This window comes from Aquitalea pelogenes (assembly GCF_041914625.1).
Taxonomy (GTDB): domain Bacteria; phylum Pseudomonadota; class Gammaproteobacteria; order Burkholderiales; family Chromobacteriaceae; genus Aquitalea; species Aquitalea pelogenes.
On sequence record NZ_JAYSDA010000001.1, the window covers coordinates 304195 to 321135 of the forward strand.

Consider the following 16941-nt stretch of genomic DNA (forward strand, 5'->3'; position numbering starts at 1 on the left):
GAGCAGTGACCATTGACTAATTTGGTCACAAGAATAATACTGAAAGTCCCGATCAATTCGTCAAAGGGACTTTCATGCTTCGGCATCGCCTTATCATCTCTACCGTCATCTGTGCCTTGCCGTTTGCCTTGGTCGCTTGCGGCGAAACAGCACAGACCGACCCCCGCAGCAGCACGCCCTTGGTGCGCGCTGCCATTGTGCAGGCCAGCACGCCTGAATCGCGCTCATTCACTGGTACTGTAGCCGCCCGCGTTCAAAGCGATCTCGGCTTTCGCGTTTCCGGCAAGGTGTTGGAGCGCCTTGTCGACGCAGGCCAAACCGTCAAGCGCGGCCAACTGCTGATGCGGATTGACCCGGTCGATCTGCGGCTGGCCGCCAATGCCCAGCAGGAGTCGGTCAGTGCCGCGCGGGCGCGGGCGCAGCAGGCGGCACAGGACGAAGCGCGTTACCGTGAACTGCGCGGTACAGGCGCAATCTCTGCTTCTGCTTACGACCAGAGCAAAGCCGCAGCAGATGCAGCCAAAGCCCAGTTGAGCGCAGCAGAAGCTCAGGCTGATGTCGCCCGTAATGCCAGTCGTTATGCCGAGCTTCTCGCGGATGGCGATGGCGTGGTGATGGAAACGCTGGCAGAACCCGGCCAGGTGGTGAATGCCGGGCAAGTTGTTGTGCGCCTTGCCCATGCCGGTCGGCGTGAAGCGGTCATCCAGTTGCCGGAGACCTTGCGTCCGGCGGTAGGCTCTGTCGGGCAAGCTGCGCTATATGGATCTGAAACCCATCCTGTCCCCGCCAAACTACGCCAGCTCTCAGAGACTGCCGATCGCCTGACCCGTACCTTCGAAGCACGCTACGTGCTGGATGGCGAGCTAGCCAATGCGCCGCTGGGCGCGACCGTTTCCATCCAGATTCCGGATGGACATGCGCTTGACACGGCGGGCATGCGGGTACCCATCGCTGCCTTGTTCGATGCGGGTAAAGGGCCTGGCGTCTGGGTCATTAATGGCAAGCCGGCCAAGGTCTCCTGGCGTCCCGTCGTGGTCCAGCGCATTGAAGACGACCATGCCCGCGTAACGGGCAAGCTCGTACCAGGCGACAAGATTGTCGCACTCGGAGCCCATCTGCTGCGTGAAGGCGAACAGGTTCGGCTTGCCAAACAGGTCTTCAATAGCACTGCCGAAGGAGACCGCCCATGAGCGAGGGCCGCTTCAATCTATCTGCGCTCGCCGTACGGGAGCGCGCCATCACCCTATTCCTGATCCTGCTGATTTCTGCCGCAGGCGTCCTGGCCTTTTTCAAGCTAGGCCGGGCGGAAGATCCGCCATTCACCATCAAGCAGATGACGATCATGACCGCCTGGCCGGGTGCAACGGCGCAGGAGATGCAGGATCAGGTGGCGGACCCCCTGGAAAAACGTATGCAAGAGCTTCGGTGGTATGACCGCACCGAAACCTTCACCCGCCCCGGCTTGGCTTTCACTATGGTTTCCCTGCTCGATAGCGCGCCACCATCAGAAGTTCAGGAAGAGTTCTATCAGGCGCGCAAAAAGATTAGTGACGAAGCCAAAAAGCTGCCTGCAGGCGTCATTGGCCCCATGGTCAACGACGAATATGCGGACGTGACGTTTGCACTGTTTGCCCTCAAAGCCAAGGGCGAGCCGCAAAGACTGCTGGTGCGCGATGCAGAGGCGCTGCGCCAGCAACTGCTGCATGTCGCCGGGGTCAAGAAGGTCAATATCATCGGCGAGCAGCCGGAACGTATTTTCGTCTCTTTCTCGCATGATCGTCTGGCAACGCTGGGCGTTACGCCGCAGGACATTTTTGCCGCCTTGAACAGCCAGAACGTGCTGACGCCAGCCGGGTCGATCGAGACCAAAGGCCCTGAGGTGTTTGTTCGTATCGATGGGGCGTTCGACAAACTGGAGAAGATTCGGCAGACCCCGATTGTTGTACAGGGACGCACGCTGAAGCTGTCCGATGTGGCCACCGTGGCACGTGGCTATGAAGACCCCGCCACTTTCCTGGTCCGTAATGGCGGTGAACCGGCATTGTTACTCGGCGTGGTGATGCGCGACGAATGGAATGGGCTTGATCTGGGCAAGGCACTTGAGGCCGAAGTCACCAAGATCAATGCTGAACTCCCCAAGGGAATGACCTTATCGAAAGTGACTGACCAGGCGGTCAATATCCACTCGGCAGTGGACGAGTTCATGGTGAAGTTCTTCGTCGCCTTGCTGGTGGTGATGGTGGTGTGCTTTGTCAGCATGGGCTGGCGCGTCGGTATTGTGGTGGCTGCGGCGGTTCCACTGACATTGGCTGCCGTGTTCGTCGTCATGGCCGCTTCTGGCAAGAACTTCGACCGCATTACCCTGGGCTCGCTGATTCTGGCGCTGGGTTTGCTGGTGGATGACGCCATCATTGCGATTGAGATGATGGTGGTGAAGATGGAGGAAGGGTACGACCGTATTGCCGCATCGGCCTATGCCTGGAGTCATACCGCAGCACCCATGCTGTCGGGGACCTTGGTCACCGCGATCGGCTTCATGCCAAACGGATTCGCACGGTCCACAGCGGGTGAATATACCAGCAATATGTTCTGGATCGTCGGGATTGCGCTGATTGCGTCATGGGTAGTGGCCGTGGTCTTCACGCCCTATCTCGGGGTCAAGCTGTTACCAGACTTCAAGAAGGTGGAAGGAGGGCATGAAGCGCTCTACAACACGCCTCGCTACAACCGCTTCCGGCAGTTGCTGGGGCGCGTCATTGCCAGCAAATGGTGGGTAGCTGGCGCAGTTGTCGGGATGTTTACCTTGGCCATTGTGGGCATGGGTATCGTGAAGAAGCAGTTTTTTCCGACTTCCGACCGGCCAGAAGTGCTGGTTGAAGTGCAGATGCCTTATGGCACTTCGATCCAGCAAACCAGTGCTGCAACCGCGAAGGTAGAAGCGTGGCTGGCCAAGCAGAAAGAAGCAAAAGTGGTCACCTCCTACATTGGGCAAGGCGCTCCCCGCTTCTTCCTGGCAATGGCACCGGAATTGCCTGACCCGTCGTTTGCCAAAATCGTGGTGCTGACCGGTAATGACCATGAACGCGAAGCCCTCAAGTTCCGACTCCGGGAGGCAGCAGCCGAGGGCTTGGCCCCCGAGGCAAGAGTCCGTGTCACTCAGATCGTGTTTGGTCCTCCCTCGCCATTCCCTGTTGCCTATCGCGTGACGGGACCAGACCCCGACAAGCTGCGCGCGATTGCTGCGCAAGTAGCAGGGGTAATGAATGCCAGCCCGATGATGCGCACTGTCAACACCGATTGGGGCACGCGCGTACCCACCCTGCATTTTGCCCTTGATCAAGATCGACTGCAGTCTTTCGGTTTGAGTTCAAGCGCGGTGGCATCGCAATTGCAGTTCCTCCTCTCGGGAGTGCCATTGACCGAGGTACGTGAAGATATCCGTGCCGTGCAAGTGGTTGGCCGTGCAGCCGGAGATATCCGTCTTGATCCGGCGAAGATTGCTGGTTTCACGCTGGTTGGCGCGACCGGGCAGCGCATTCCCTTGTCCCAGGTCGGTAAGGTCGAGGTTCGTATGGAGGATCCTGTCCTGCGCCGCCGCGACCGAACGCCAACCATCACGGTGCGTGGTGACATTGCCGAAGGCTTGCAGCCGCCAGACGTATCAACAGCAATGACCAAGCAGCTGCAACCCATCATGGCAATGCTGCCAAGCGGCTACCACATCGTTGAAGCGGGCTCCATTGAGGAATCCGGCAAGGCCAGCACTGCCATGCTGCCTCTGTTTCCTATCATGATTGCCCTCACGCTGCTCATCATCATTCTGCAGGTTCGCTCTATCTCCGGGATGGTAATGGTCTTTCTCACCAGTCCGCTGGGGCTGATTGGTGTGGTGCCGACGCTGCTTCTGTTCCAGCAACCCTTCGGCATCAATGCGCTGGTGGGCCTGATTGCCCTATCCGGCATTCTGATGCGCAACACGCTGATCCTGATCGGCCAGATTCGTGAAAACGAAAAGGCCGGGCTGGACCCGTTCCGCGCGGTAGTCGAAGCAACCGTGCAGCGGGCACGGCCAGTGATTCTGACTGCGCTGGCAGCCATTTTTGCCTTCATCCCACTCACCCATTCGGTGTTCTGGGGAACGCTGGCTTACACCCTGATTGGCGGCACCTTGGCCGGGACCATCCTGACCTTGGTATTCCTGCCTGCCATGTATTCGATCTGGTTCAGGATCAAACCCGATCAATCAAAAGGCTTATCCGCCATTTAGTGCCAGTTGATGCGTAAGGAGAAGTGAAATGAAGCAAAGAGAAATTGTCATCTGCAACCCGGTACGGACTGCCATCGGCAACTATGGCGGCAGCTTGAAAGACACATTCGCAACGGTACTTGGTGCCGCAGCAATCCAGGCAACCCTGCAGCGCTCCGGCATCTCTCCTCAAGCGGTTGATGCTGTGGTGATGGGCAATGTCATTCAAGCTGGTGCCAAGATGAATCCCGGCCGCCAGGCTGCTATTCATGCAGGTTTACCTGTCGATGTCCCGGCTTTCACCGTGAATCGTGTTTGTGGTTCCGGTGCACAGGCGATTGTCTCCGCTGCACTGGAAATACTGGCCGGTTATGGAAATTGTGCGATTGCTGGTGGGATGGAGAACATGGACCAAGCACCGTACCTGATTCCGGGTGGGCGCTGGGGCTATCGCATGGGCAACGGCCAGGTCATTGACAGCATGTTGAATGACGGACTGAACGATGCATTCAGTAATCAACATTCCGGTTGGCATACCGAAGATCTGGTGACCCGCTTCCATATCAGTCGCGAGCAGCAGGACCAGTGGGCCTTACGCTCTCAGCTGCGCTTTGGGGCGGCGCAAGCTGCCGGAAAATTTGCAGATGAAATCATTCCGGTCGAATTGCAAAGTCGAAAAGGAACTGTCGTTTTTGCCAGGGACGAAAGCAATCGGCCGGAAACGACAATCGAGGCTCTGCACCGTCTTAAACCGGCATTCCGCCCCGATGGCACGATCACGGCAGGGAATGCGCCAGGGCTCAATAGTGCAGCCTCTGCCATGGTGATTGCAGAGCGCATCTTTGCTGAAACGCATGGCCTGCAGCCATCGGTACGCTTGGCATCCTATGCGGTTGCTGCCGTTGAACCCGGCCTGTTTGGTATGGGGCCGATACCCGCAGTAAAGCTTGCCATGGAACGCGCTGGCTGGAAGACCTCCGATGTGGATCGTGTGGAAATCAATGAAGCCTTTGCCGCCGTTTCCTTACTGTGCTTACAGCAACTTGGCTTTGCCGAAGACATTGTCAATGTCGAAGGTGGGGCCATTGCACATGGCCACGCTATCGGCGCTACCGGCGCAATTCTGACGACACGGCTGATTCACTCCATGCGCCGTGACAACTTGCGCCGCGGCATCGTGACTTTATGCATCGGCGGCGGTCAAGGCATCGCCCTGGCGCTTGAGACACTGGGCTGAGCGCAACTTCATTTGCCCTGCCTCTTTTTAGGGGCAGGGCCATTTATCTAGCCTACAGATTTGCCAAGCATTCACCACATACGGAAAAGTCATCATGTCGAATTCCAAGGTTGTCATCATTACTGGAGTGTCATCGGGCATAGGCCGCGCTACTGCGGAGCAGTTTACCCAACGAGGTTGCCGTGTATTTGGCACGGTCCGAAACATTGCAAAAGCGCGGGCAATACCCGGTGTAACACTCATCGAAATGGATATCCGTGACGAAGCATCTGTTCTGCAAGGGATTCAAACAGTTATCAATCTGGCCAAACGCATCGACGTGCTGGTCAACAGTGCCGGAGTGACCCTGCTGGGCGCGCTGGAAGAAGCCTCGATTGAGGAGGCCAAAACGCTGTTTGATACCAACCTCTTTGGTCTCTTGCGGGTTTCCAAGGCGGTACTGCCACACATGCGCAAGCAACGCTCCGGACGTATTGTCAATGTCAGCTCGGTGTTGGGCTTCCTGCCCGCACCCTATATGGCGCTCTATTCGGCATCCAAGCATGCTGTTGAAGGGCTGTCCGAGACTCTGGATCACGAAGTGCGCCAATTCGGTATTCGCGTAGCGCTGGTCGAACCCTCTTTTACCAAAACCAATCTGGATATCAATGCACCACAGACGGCTTCCAGAATTTCCGACTACGACGTAGAGCTCGGCGTTGTTTCCCAGGCCATTCAAAACAATGTCCAAAAAGCCCCCAATCCTGATGGCGTTGCCACCACGGTTGTTGATGCTGCATTGGGCGCGTGGAAGATGCGCCATACACCCAAAGGCGAGGCCTCTCTTCTGGCCAAGTTGCGCCGATTCATGCCCGCAGGCCCGGTCGAGAAGGGTCTGAGGAAAACATTTGGATTGGCCTGAGTCGTTCCCAACCTTTTCACAGTGGCAAGTATCTCAACGAGCTTGCCACTGAGGGACCGAGCGCACCAAATGACCGGAAGAGCCGCATGACAGACTCAGACAGCAAAACCATCACGTCTCCACGCGCTAGCCTGGAACAGGCTCTGCCAAGCATGCCCCCCAGCAGCGCCTCACCTTGGCCGGTGTTCTGGGTTGCCAGCGTGGCCGTGTTTCTTGTTTCCATGGACGGCACCATGCTGTTCGCAGCCTTCAGTGCCTTGCGGGCAGGTTTTACGCAGGCAAGCGCAGCAGATCTATCATGGGTGCTCAATGCCTACACCGTGGCCTATGCAGCGATGCTGATCCCCGCAGGCGGATTGGCAGACAATCATGGGCGCAAGAGGGTATTCCTCGTTGGTGTTGCACTGTTTCTGGTGGCCTCTGTTGCCTGTGGTTTGGCAGTCAGCGTGGGCTGGCTAGTCGCGGCCAGAGTTCTCCAGGCTATTGGTGCTGCATTGCTGACTCCCGCATCACTCTCGCTCGTACTGGCGGCATTCCCGACAAACAAACGTGCGGTGGCTGTCAGCCTATGGGGCGCGGTCGGTGGTCTGGCGGCAGCAGTCGGTCCCAGCCTGGGGGCATTCGTGATCGCATCGCTCGGGTGGCCGTGGGCGTTCTACCTGAATGTGCCGATGGGGCTTTTGGCCATCTGGCGTGGCGCAAAACTGTTGACGGAAACGAAGCGGTCTACCGAGAAGCGTCCACTGGATTTGGTGGGCATGGGCTTGCTGATCGTCGGCATCGGTGCACTAGCGCTGTCTATCGTGCAAGCGGAGTCACCTGCCTGGTCACGCCATGAGCTGCTGGGTGTTGGAGGCATCGGCTTAGTGTGCATCCTCGGATTTATCGCCTGGGCTCGGGTTACCTCCGCGCCACTGGTGGATTTGAGTTTGTTTCGCAACGCTACATACCGTTATGTCAATCTCGCAACGCTGAGCTTCGGCATTGCGTTCTCGATGATGTTTTTCGCCTTCTTTTTTTACATGAAGTCGATCTGGCACTATTCGCTGCCACTGGCGGGCTTGGCGATGGCTCCCGGACCACTGCTGGTGATTCCAGTCGCAGCCATATCGGGCCGAATAGCGGGTCGGCATGGCCACCGTCCACTGCTGGTAGTGGGCGGTCTGGTCTACGCCGGCAGTGCGTTGTGGTTCTTGTTGGTGCCTGGTACTACGCCTGCGTATCTGACCGACTGGCTGCCCGGCATGCTGTTCAGTGGCATAGGTGTGGGCATGGTGTTGCCTTCGCTGTCGGGGGCTGCGGTCAGCCACTTACCCTCCAGCCATTACGCAGTAGGCGGTGCCATTAATCAGGCGATACGACAAATTGGTTCAGTCATGGGCGTTGCCCTCACCGTGCTACTGCTTGGAAGTGCCAGTTTGCAGCGTGCCGACTTCGATACCGTCTACTTGTGCCACATGAGCTTGGCACTGTTGACCGCAGTTCTGTGCCTCCCCGTTAACACCTTGTCTGGAGCTATCGCAAATGCTCGTGTCTCTGGCTCGGGTTCAAATTCCAAAGCGTGAAATTTTGCGCAAACCGTATCGGAGGTATCAATGGAACGCGATCAGAAATCTCTTGCCTGGGCAAGCAAACAATTGGTTGCGCAGCAACGTATACGCGATGGTGGTGGGGCACCCGGTCTTACCCGGATGGAGCAGATTGTCGGCAAGAGTGGGCGCGCGATTCTCGACGCCATGATGTCCGGCGAGTTGCCGTATCCACCCATGAACGAAACCATGAACATGACGCTGCTGGAGGTGGGCGACGGCTTCGCCGCGTTCCAAGGCATTCCGCTTTCACAACACTACAACCCGCTGGGCACGGTGCATGGCGGGTGGTTCGCCACGCTGCTGGACTCAGCCTTGGGATGTGCTGTGCAGGCCACGCTGCCGGCCGGACGTTCCTACACGACGGCCGAGCTCAGCATAAACATTGTACGGCCAGCCTCTCACAAGAACGGCCCGCTACGTGCCGTTGCCAGGGTTATCCACGGGGGCGTCAGATGGCCACGGCTGAAGCCCGTGTCGAAGATGAAAATGGCAAACTTTACGCGCATGCAACAACAACCTGCTTTGTAGTTGAATCAACCTGCTTTCTTCGTTAATTTTATGGCAGCTTTCACATTGAAAGCTGCCATCTCTAATCTTGTCACTGAGTGGCTGCTTTGGCCGATATGGGGGCTATGGGCCGATATGCTCTGACTTCCGTTTTGTGTGGTTCGCCGATGTAGTAGAAGTAAAAATGGCCCGTCGGGGCCATTTCTCATTCAGAACAGCGAGCCTTGTCCGGTATCACTCAGCGGTACCAAGTCATCCTCCTTATCCAGAATTTCCTCAATCCTGCGGTCACATAGCCAGTATTTCGGCACCAGCACCTTGTTGACGGTGGCGTTCTGGCCCAGTTCCAGGCAGTTGCTGCCGCCGTAGGCTTCTACCTGCTTGATGGTGGTACTCCGGCTGATCCGGTCGATGATGGTGCCGACGTATTCCGGGACCAGATGCAAGGCACGCCGCTATTGAATAACAAGCTTCATGCCAACAGCCCGGCTATCCATTAAAAAGCCGGGCTGTTATGCACGGGTGACTACGCGGGTTCAAGCCTGCAATTGCTGCTGTTGCTGCTGCAAACCCAGCAAGCCCTGCATCAAGTGATTGCGATAGGCATCAGACGGGTGCAGGGCCAGCAAGGCCATCACTGCCTCCAGCGTCTGGGCCTGTTCCCGCAATGCGGATTCCAGCTGGGCAAAACCACGTGCCAACTCCTGCACCGGGCTTCGCAGCGCGGCAAAGCGGTCCTGCTGGAGCATGGCTTGCAGCAGGAGGATGTGTTGGCGCATCAGGGGGAGGACGGGTGCGGTGGTTTGGTGTGTCATGGGCGTTGCTCCTGAGATGGTATATAGAGCAACGACGGGGTGGCGGAACACCTGCGTAAGGCGGTAAACAGTGCAATACAGGATAGGAAGATACGCATCATAAGGCTCCAGAAAGCAGCTGGAATCTGCTCCCTACGACGCCAATCGCGGGTGGCAGGCGCATGGCGGGATTGGCGTTACCGGCTTCCTTCCCGGCGCCTCAAAAGAGGCTCCCACCATGGCCCGCCATAAAAAAGGCAAAGCAATGGTGTGTGGACTGGTACGCAAGCGCGTAGCAGTCCGGGAAGCTCGGGACGCCAATCCCGGTGCCGCTATTGAACGGCACGGTGGGGATTATCTAGTGCTGCGGGTGGGAAGGCAAGAAACATGGGGGTAAGGCGAGCGGGGCCAGGCGGGGCATGGTGTACGGAGCGCGGGTCGTGGATGGCAACGCAGTGCAAGCTTGCGTCAGCTGCGACGCAAGGTTTAAACGCGACGTGCTTGCCGCAGCTGGCGGCGGGCCTGCGCCAGGTCCCAGGCACTTTGCAGCGCCATCCAGAACTGTGCGTCCTGGCCGAACACGCAGGCCAGCCGGATGGCGGTATCCGGGCTGATGCCGCGCTTGCCGCCAATCAGTTCGTTCAGCCTGCGCCGCGAGATGCCCAGTCGTCGTGCGGCATCGGTCTGGCTCATGCCGGAGGGCGCAAGAAAGCGGCTATCCAGAAAACGGCCGGGGTGCAGCGGGGTGCGGGCACTGACGAGCGGAGTGGCCATGGCGGTGGGTGTGGATGGGGTTTGAGGCTGAGTTGATTTGCCGCCAGCGCGTGCTGGCGGCAGTTCGAAAAATCTCAGAGTCATATCAGGAAAATGAAAACGTCAGGGACAAGGCGCGCCGACGCAGACAGTACACTGAGTACGGCAAGGAGGCGCAACGCAGTAGCTGACGTTTTTTGTCCTAATCCTTGAACATGCGGAAACCGCTGATCATGGTCGACACCATGCTCTGCTTGGACATGATGTCCTCGCGGATGGCGGCATACACGTGAATCATCACGAACAAAATGATGGACCACATGCCCAGCCGGTGCCAGTTGTGTACGGTGAGGCTGTTGCCGCCAAAGGCGGAAATCACCCAGCCAAAGCCCTGGTAGGCCCAGCTCTTGGTGCCCAGGCCTTCGCCGTACAGCGCAAAGCCGGTAAAGCACATGAAGACGGCCACCCACAGGAAGCTGGCCATGGCGATCTGCCCTACCGGGTTGTGGCCGATGTATTTCTTCGGGTAGCGCTCCAGAAACAGATACCAGCGCACTTCAAAGAAAAATTCCTTCCACCAGGCACGGTCCCACACCGGCACCAGAATGATCTCGCGTGCATGGTGATTGCCCACCAGCGCCCAGTACAAGCGTCCGATCAGGCCGATGGCCAGAATGTAGCCGGCGGTGAAATGGGCAAAACGGATATAGCCCATGACAAAGTTGAAGGTGGCCTCACCGGGTACTGAAGGCAGGGGCTTGCCAATCAGGTAGCCGGTTACCGACAGGGTGATGATGCACAGCACGGTAACCCAGTGCCACAGGCGTACCGGTGCCTCGTAGACATAAACCGACGTGACCTTGCGGCCCAGGCCCTGCGGGGCGTTGCCGTCGAAGCCGTAGCTTTTCATGTTGAATCTCCTGTTTTCCCGCCGTACCGCCACGCTGCCGGCCATCCCGGGAGTGATGGGCACTCCGGCCAGCGTGGCGGACGATCAGGAAGTTCGCCAGCACCGCCTGCGGGGGGAGCGGGGCGGTGCCGACTGGTCAATCGTCGAGCCGTCTGCCGGGCAGGGGGTGCCGCCGGGCGGACGGGCGCGACGAACTCAACGTACTTTCACACTCACCAGCTCGCCGCCGTCCTCGCCAATCACATGGGTGGAGCAGGCCAGGCAGGGGTCGAAGCTGTGCAGGGTGCGCAGGATTTCCAGCGGCTGATCCGGCACTGCCATCTTGGTGCCCATCAGCGATGCTTCGTATGCGCCGATCTGGCCCTTGGCGTCACGCGGGCCGGCATTCCAGGTGGTAGGTACCACGCACTGGTAGCTGTCGATGCGTGTGTCGGCAATCTTCAGCCAGTGGCCCAGCGCGCCGCGCGGTGCTTCGGTAAAGCCCACCCCCTTGGCGGCTGCCGGCCAGCTGGCCGGGTCCCACTTCTCTACGTTGGCAGTTGCCGTGTCGCCGTTCTTGATGTTGCTGATGAGACGGTCGAAGAAGTAGCGCATCTTGTTGGCAGCCCAGGACGACTCCAGCGCACGGGCGGCAGTACGGCCCAGGGTGGAGAACAAGGCTTCCTTGGGTGCGCCCAGTGCATGCAGCAGCTTGTCCACCGGTTCCTTGAACTCCGGCTTGTTCTGGTGATAACCAATCAGGTAGCGTGCCAGCGGGCCCACTTCCATGGCGTGGCCCTTCCAGCGCGGCGACTTGATCCACGAGTACTTGGCCGATTCGTCCAGTTGCTCGATGCGGGTCTTGCTGCCCTTGTGCTTGGCACCCAGCTCGAATTTGGGCGCGGTGATGCCATCGAAGGGGTGCAGACCCTTGCTGTCGTCGCCATAGCTGTACCAGCTGTGGGTGACGAATTCCTGGATTTCATCCGGGGCGTACAGGTCGATCGGGTGGATTTCGTTGAACTTGCCGTTGATGATGGCACCACGCGGCAGCAGCAGGCTGCTTTCGCTGTAGTCATTGGCATGGTCGGGGAAGTCGCCGTAGGACATCACGCTCTGGCTGGACAGGCCGCCGCCGATGGAGGCCCAGTCCTTGTAGAAGCCGCCGATGGCGATGACGTCCGGAATGTACACCTGCTCGCAGAAGGTGATGGTGCGGTCGATGATCTGCGATACCAGATTCAGCCGCTCCATATTGATGGCACCGACTGCGCCCACGTCATCGATATTGATGGCGCAGGGCATGCCGCCCACCAGCCAGTTGGGGTGAGGGTTCTTGCCGCCAAAAATGGTGTGGATTTTGACGATTTCCTTCTGGAAATCCAGCGCTTCCAGATAGTGGGCCACGGCCATCAGGTTGGCTTCCGGCGGCAGTTTCATCGCCGGGTGGCCCCAGTAGCCATTGCGGAAGGGGCCCAGCTGGCCGGATTCGACAAAGCGCTTCAGCCGCGATTGCAGGTCACGGAAATAACCGGGGCTGGACAGCGGCCAGTCGGAAATGCTCTGTGCCAGCTCGCTGGTTTTCTTCGGGTCGGCCTTGAGGGCGGACACCACGTCCACCCAGTCCAGCGCGTGCAGGTGGTAGAAGTGCACCAGGTGGTCGTGCACATACAGCGCCGCCTGCATGATGTTGCGGATCAGGTTGGCGTTTTCGGGAATCTTGATCTTCAGCGCGTCTTCCACGGCGCGCACCGAAGTCAGCGCGTGGGTGCCGGTGCATACACCGCAGATGCGCTCGACAAAGGCCCAGGCGTCACGCGGGTCACGGCCCTTGAGAATCACTTCCAGGCCGCGCCACATGGTGCCGGTGGAGACGGCATTGGTGATGATGTTGTTGCTGTCGATGTTCACTTCGCAGCGCAGGTGGCCTTCGATACGGGTGACCGGGTCCACCACCACGCGGCGGCCGCTATTGTCCAGGGTAAAACCTTGGGTCTGGTAGGACATCAGACTTTCTCCTCGTTCTTGTCTTTATTCTGTGCGGCGGCCTGGTCCAGCGGCTGCAGGTCCTGCTTTTTCAGCATGGTGCTCTTGATGGCGCTGACCGCGGCATGGGCGGCAATGGCAGCCCCGGCGGTGCCGGCCACGGTAAAGCCGATCTTGTCGGCATTGGCTTCCACGCCGAACTGCGGAATGGAAGTGACGCGGTCGTAGAAGGAACCCTTGTCCCAGAAGCCTTCTTCCGAACAGCCAATGCAGCCGTGGCCGGACTGGATGGGGAAGGACACGCCGTCGTTCCAGCGCACGGTGGAGCAGGCGTTATAGGTGGTGGGGCCCTTGCAGCCCATCTTGTACAGGCAGTAGCCCTTGCGCGCGCCTTCGTCGTCCCAGCTCTCGACAAACTGACCGGCGTCAAAGTGCGGGCGGCGATAGCATTTATCATGGATGCGCTGGCCGTAGAACATCTTCGGCCGGCCCTGGCGGTCCAGTTCCGGAATCTTGTCGAAGGTGACCATATAGGTGATGACGGCGGCCATCACTTCCGGGATGGGCGGGCAGCCCGGCACCTTGATGACCGGCTTGTCCAGAATCACCTGATGCACCGGCGTGGCGCGGGTGGGGTTGGGCTTGGCGGCCTGCACGCAGCCCCAGCTGGCACAGGAACCCCAGGCGATCAGCGCCTTGGCATCGGCCGATACGCGCTTGAGTTTTTCCACAAAGGGTTCGCCACCGGGGAAGCAGTACATGCCGTCCTCATTGAGCGGCGGGTTGCCTTCCACGGCCACGATGTAATTGCCTTTGTGGTTCTTGATCAGGTCGTCAAGAATGGCCTCGGCCTGATGCCCGGCAGCGGCCATGATGGTGTCGTCGTAATCCAGCGAGATCAGCGACAGGATGGCGTCCTTGGCCAGCGGGTGGGCCGAGCGGATGAAGGACTCGGTACAGCAGGTGCATTCCAGGCCGTGCAGCCAGATCACCGGCACACGGGGTTTGGTTTCCAGTGCATAGGCAATGCGCGGGACAAAAGCCGAGCCCAGGCCCAGCGAGGTGGCGGTCAGGCTGCAGAACTTCAGGAAGCTGCGTCGGGTCACGCCCTGGCGACGCATGGCTTGATAGAAAGTCTCCATGTGGTTACGCTCCTCCATGCCATGCAAATGGCATTCGATGTGTTTTAATTGTTGTGCCGGATCTGCGTTGTTCGTGGTCTGTCCGGACAGGCTGGCGGTGTTGCAAGCTGTCAGTGGGTTTCAAATTCCGTGCCAGGCTTTGGGTTGTGACAAGTCTTTTAAAATCAGTGAATTGCTTTGGTGGCAAAGAAAAGTACTGCAAACTTTGTTTTCGGTTTTGCGGCAAAGTGGAAAATATCGTGCAGCTGACCGGCTGCAATTAAATAGCCAGATTCGTTTTATGGTGTTAAGTGAAAAATGTATAATGCCGCTGTAATGAACAGTAAATTGCTTACAGGTCTAGGATGATGTCGCCGCTGATGCAGCCCATAGAGCAAATCGCCTCCTCGGATATTCTCAGTTGCACGCCCGAGACGCCGGTGCATCAGGCTGCCGCCATGATGATGGAGAGCGGCTGCGGTTCCATCGTGGTGTTTGATGCGTCCGGTCATGCGTTGGGTATCTGGACCGAAACCGATGCCTTGTCGATCGACCTGACCGACCCGGTGGCACGTCGCCAGCCGATCAGCCAGGTAATGAGTACGCCGGTGGTGACCCTGTCACACCAGTTGAGCGTGCATGACGCGGTGGGGCGCTTTCGCAGCAACGGCATCCGCCATGCGCTGGTAGAGAAGCATGGCGATATTGTCGGCCTGGTTTCCCTCTCCGACGTAGTGCTGTGCCAGGGCACCGAGGCCTTTCTCGGCCTGAAGCGGCTGGATGGCATCCTGGCCCCGCCGGCAGCCATCCTGCAGGCGGATGACAGCCTGACAGCCGCCTTGAGCTGCATGCGCGAACAACAGCTGACCGCCATTGGCATACAGTTTCCCGACGGCAGCTACGGCATCCTCACCCAGCGGGATGTCGTCGGCCTGGTGGCCAGCGGTCAGACGGATGCCGACCTCGGGCACATTTGCACCCGGCCGGTGATTGGCGTGTCGGTCAGTACCAGCCTGTTGCAGGCCCGGCGTGTGATCCTGCAGCACCAGATCCGCCACCTGGCGGTTTTCGATGGTGATCAGCGTCTGGTTCACATTGTCGGTTTCCGCGAAATCATCCAGAGCATCGAGCACGAGTTCCTGCTGGAGCTGCATGGTGCACTGCGCGAGCGTGACGAAGCGCTGATCCAGTCGCGCCAGAGCCTGCTGCTGGCCGACAAGGTATTTGAAGCCACCATGGAAGGCATTGTCATCACCGATGGCAACGGCATCATCCAGTCGGTCAACCCGGCCTTCACCCGTATTACCGGCTACAGCCGTGAGGAGGCCATCGGCAAGACCCCGGCCTTGCTCAAGTCCGGCAAGCAATCGCCGGAATTCTACGAATACCTGTGGCGCTGCCTGCGACACGACGGTGCCTGGCAGGGCGAGGTGGTGAACCGCCGCAAGAACGGCCTGTTGTATACCGAGCATCTGAGCATCACGGCCATACGCGACGAGCGTGGCGAATGCCTGCACTACGTGGCCGTGTTTTCCGACATTACCCAGCGCAAGCAGGCCGAGGAACGACTGCACTTTCTGGCCAATCATGATGCACTGACCGGCCTGCCCAACCGTACCTTGTTCATCGAGAAACTGCAGTCGGCGGTGGACCAGGCGCGGCAGTTCGATCGCCGCTTTGCCTTGCTGTTCATCGACCTGGACCGCTTCAAGATGGTGAACGACACCCTGGGGCATCATGCCGGTGACGAGCTGCTGGTGCGCATTGCCAGCGAGCTGCAACGCATCGTGCCCAATCTGTCCACCGTGGCGCGCCTGTCCGGCGATGAATTCACCGTGTTGCTGGAAAACATCGTCACCGTGCAGCAGGTGGCCAGTCGGGCGCAGAGCATTCTGGATGCCATTTCCGCCGAATCCACCGTGGCCGGGCAGGGCGTGTTCATTTCCGCCAGTATCGGCATCAGCATGTTCCCGGAAGACGGTGCCATGGCGGATGCCTTGCTGGTGAATGCCGACACCGCCATGTACCGGGCCAAGGAGCGCGGCAAGAACAATTTCCAGTTTTACACCGCCGACATGAATGCGCGGGCGATAGAGCGGCTGAAGATGGAATACAGCCTGCACCGCGCACTGGCGCAGGATGAGCTGGAAGTGTGGTACCAGCCCAAGGTGGAACTGGCCTCGGGCCGCATCATCGGCGGCGAAGCCTTGCTGCGCTGGCAGCATCCGGACATGGGGCTGATCTCCCCGGCGCAGTTCATTCCCATTGCCGAGGAAAGCTCGCTCATCACCAGCATCGGCGAATGGGTGCTGGACAACAGCTGTGCATCCATCCGCCGCTGGCGTGACGCCGGGCTGTTGCAGGGGCGTATTGCGGTGAATGTATCCGGCCGACAGCTGAAGTATTCCAGCATTGTCGACACGGTAGCCCAGGCGCTGGAACGTCATGGCCTGCCCAGCAGCGCGCTGGAGCTGGAAATCACCGAAAGCGTGGCCATGGATGAAGACAGCGGCATGGTGGAGGTATTGCACCGCCTGCAGGCGCTGGGCATTTACCTGTCGATTGACGACTTCGGCACCGGCTATTCCAGCCTGTCCTACCTCAAGCGCCTGCCGGTTCGCGGCTTGAAGATTGATCAGAGCTTCATCATGGACCTGCATCAGGACCGGGACGATGCCGCCATCACCCAGGCCATCATTTCCATTGCCCGCAGCCTTGGGCTGGATCTGGTGGCCGAAGGCGTGGAGCTGGATGAGCAGCGCCGCTTCCTGGTAGAACAGGGCTGTGATTGCGGGCAGGGTTATCTGTTCAGCAAGCCGGTGCCTGCCGCTGTATTCGAAAGCCTGCTGCGCGCCCAGCAGGGCTAGACATCACCAGCCGCAGGGCTGGCATGCCGGCAGTGGCTGCGATATGCT

Annotated in this window: 14 protein-coding genes; 8 read left to right on the plus strand and 6 right to left on the minus strand. The window is 59.1% G+C overall.

Annotation, left to right across the window (positions count from 1 at the left end; translation table 11 throughout):
• Positions 1-74 precede the first annotated feature (74 nt).
• From ACE3SE_RS01550 to ACE3SE_RS01575, 6 genes are all read left to right on the plus strand, one after another.
• Positions 75-1190, plus strand: a complete 1116-nt coding sequence (locus tag ACE3SE_RS01550; RefSeq protein ID WP_374553507.1) for an efflux RND transporter periplasmic adaptor subunit — start codon at positions 75-77, stop codon at positions 1188-1190.
• Positions 1187-4267, plus strand: a complete 3081-nt coding sequence (locus ACE3SE_RS01555; protein WP_374553509.1) for an efflux RND transporter permease subunit — start codon at positions 1187-1189, stop codon at positions 4265-4267. The genes ACE3SE_RS01550 and ACE3SE_RS01555 overlap by 4 nt, the downstream gene beginning before the upstream one ends.
• Positions 4268-4295: 28 nt before the next feature.
• Entirely contained in the window at positions 4296-5483 is a 1188-nt protein-coding gene (locus tag ACE3SE_RS01560) for a thiolase family protein (RefSeq protein WP_374553510.1), read from the plus strand.
• 94 nt (positions 5484-5577) lie between these two features.
• Positions 5578-6384 carry an oxidoreductase gene (locus tag ACE3SE_RS01565; RefSeq protein WP_374553512.1) on the plus strand — a complete coding sequence of 269 codons (807 nt, stop codon included), beginning with the start codon at positions 5578-5580 and terminating at the stop codon, positions 6382-6384.
• A gap of 86 nt (positions 6385-6470) precedes the next feature.
• The gene (locus ACE3SE_RS01570) at positions 6471-7949 is read left to right on the plus strand and encodes an MFS transporter (protein ID WP_374553514.1); all 1479 of its coding nucleotides are present in this window, start codon (positions 6471-6473) and stop codon (positions 7947-7949) included.
• 30 nt (positions 7950-7979) lie between these two features.
• Positions 7980-8504 (plus strand): PaaI family thioesterase, encoded by a 525-nt coding sequence (locus tag ACE3SE_RS01575; RefSeq protein ID WP_374553516.1) that lies wholly within the window; start codon positions 7980-7982, stop codon positions 8502-8504.
• A gap of 188 nt (positions 8505-8692) precedes the next feature.
• Here ACE3SE_RS01575 and ACE3SE_RS01580 read toward each other — a convergent pair whose 3' ends face one another.
• The 6 genes from ACE3SE_RS01580 to ACE3SE_RS01605 all read right to left on the minus strand — a co-directional run bounded on the left by ACE3SE_RS01580 (position 8693) and on the right by ACE3SE_RS01605 (position 14047).
• On the minus strand, positions 8693-8929 hold the full coding sequence (locus ACE3SE_RS01580) for a hypothetical protein (protein WP_374553518.1): 237 nt from the start codon (positions 8927-8929) through the stop codon (positions 8693-8695).
• Between the two features lie 90 nt (positions 8930-9019).
• Entirely contained in the window at positions 9020-9298 is a 279-nt protein-coding gene (locus ACE3SE_RS01585; protein WP_374553520.1) for a hypothetical protein, read from the minus strand.
• A 465-nt stretch (positions 9299-9763) separates the two neighbouring features.
• On the minus strand, positions 9764-10135 hold the full coding sequence (locus ACE3SE_RS01590; RefSeq protein WP_374553521.1) for a HigA family addiction module antitoxin: 372 nt from the start codon (positions 10133-10135) through the stop codon (positions 9764-9766).
• A 97-nt stretch (positions 10136-10232) separates the two neighbouring features.
• The gene (cybH, locus tag ACE3SE_RS01595) at positions 10233-10940 is read right to left on the minus strand and encodes a Ni/Fe-hydrogenase, b-type cytochrome subunit (RefSeq protein ID WP_178972992.1); all 708 of its coding nucleotides are present in this window, start codon (positions 10938-10940) and stop codon (positions 10233-10235) included.
• A gap of 195 nt (positions 10941-11135) precedes the next feature.
• Positions 11136-12926 carry a nickel-dependent hydrogenase large subunit gene (locus tag ACE3SE_RS01600; protein WP_374553523.1) on the minus strand — a complete coding sequence of 597 codons (1791 nt, stop codon included), beginning with the start codon at positions 12924-12926 and terminating at the stop codon, positions 11136-11138.
• The gene (locus ACE3SE_RS01605; protein WP_045845123.1) at positions 12926-14047 is read right to left on the minus strand and encodes a hydrogenase small subunit; all 1122 of its coding nucleotides are present in this window, start codon (positions 14045-14047) and stop codon (positions 12926-12928) included. Before ACE3SE_RS01605 ends, ACE3SE_RS01600 begins: the two co-directional genes overlap by 1 nt.
• Here ACE3SE_RS01605 and ACE3SE_RS01610 point away from each other — a divergent pair.
• Positions 14046-14363, plus strand: coding sequence for a hypothetical protein (locus ACE3SE_RS01610; protein WP_374553525.1), 318 nt, complete (start codon positions 14046-14048; stop codon positions 14361-14363). The genes ACE3SE_RS01605 and ACE3SE_RS01610 overlap by 2 nt on opposite strands.
• Positions 14364-14406: 43 nt before the next feature.
• Entirely contained in the window at positions 14407-16893 is a 2487-nt protein-coding gene (locus tag ACE3SE_RS01615; protein ID WP_374553527.1) for an EAL domain-containing protein, read from the plus strand.
• Positions 16894-16941: the final 48 nt, after the last annotated feature.

Coding starts and splice junctions, on each gene's coding strand:
- ACE3SE_RS01550 (WP_374553507.1), top strand. CDS start 75: ATGCTTCGGCATCGCCTTATCATCTCTACCGTCATCTGTGCCTTGCCG.
- ACE3SE_RS01555 (WP_374553509.1), top strand. CDS start 1,187: ATGAGCGAGGGCCGCTTCAATCTATCTGCGCTCGCCGTACGGGAGCGC.
- ACE3SE_RS01560 (WP_374553510.1), top strand. CDS start 4,296: ATGAAGCAAAGAGAAATTGTCATCTGCAACCCGGTACGGACTGCCATC.
- ACE3SE_RS01565 (WP_374553512.1), top strand. CDS start 5,578: ATGTCGAATTCCAAGGTTGTCATCATTACTGGAGTGTCATCGGGCATA.
- ACE3SE_RS01570 (WP_374553514.1), top strand. CDS start 6,471: ATGACAGACTCAGACAGCAAAACCATCACGTCTCCACGCGCTAGCCTG.
- ACE3SE_RS01575 (WP_374553516.1), top strand. CDS start 7,980: ATGGAACGCGATCAGAAATCTCTTGCCTGGGCAAGCAAACAATTGGTT.
- ACE3SE_RS01585 (WP_374553520.1), bottom strand. CDS start 9,298: ATGACACACCAAACCACCGCACCCGTCCTCCCCCTGATGCGCCAACAC.
- ACE3SE_RS01590 (WP_374553521.1), bottom strand. CDS start 10,135: ATGACTCTGAGATTTTTCGAACTGCCGCCAGCACGCGCTGGCGGCAAA.
- cybH (WP_178972992.1), bottom strand. CDS start 10,940: ATGAAAAGCTACGGCTTCGACGGCAACGCCCCGCAGGGCCTGGGCCGC.
- ACE3SE_RS01600 (WP_374553523.1), bottom strand. CDS start 12,926: ATGTCCTACCAGACCCAAGGTTTTACCCTGGACAATAGCGGCCGCCGC.
- ACE3SE_RS01610 (WP_374553525.1), top strand. CDS start 14,046: ATGTGGTTACGCTCCTCCATGCCATGCAAATGGCATTCGATGTGTTTT.
- ACE3SE_RS01605 (WP_045845123.1), bottom strand. CDS start 14,047: ATGGAGACTTTCTATCAAGCCATGCGTCGCCAGGGCGTGACCCGACGC.
- ACE3SE_RS01615 (WP_374553527.1), top strand. CDS start 14,407: ATGCAGCCCATAGAGCAAATCGCCTCCTCGGATATTCTCAGTTGCACG.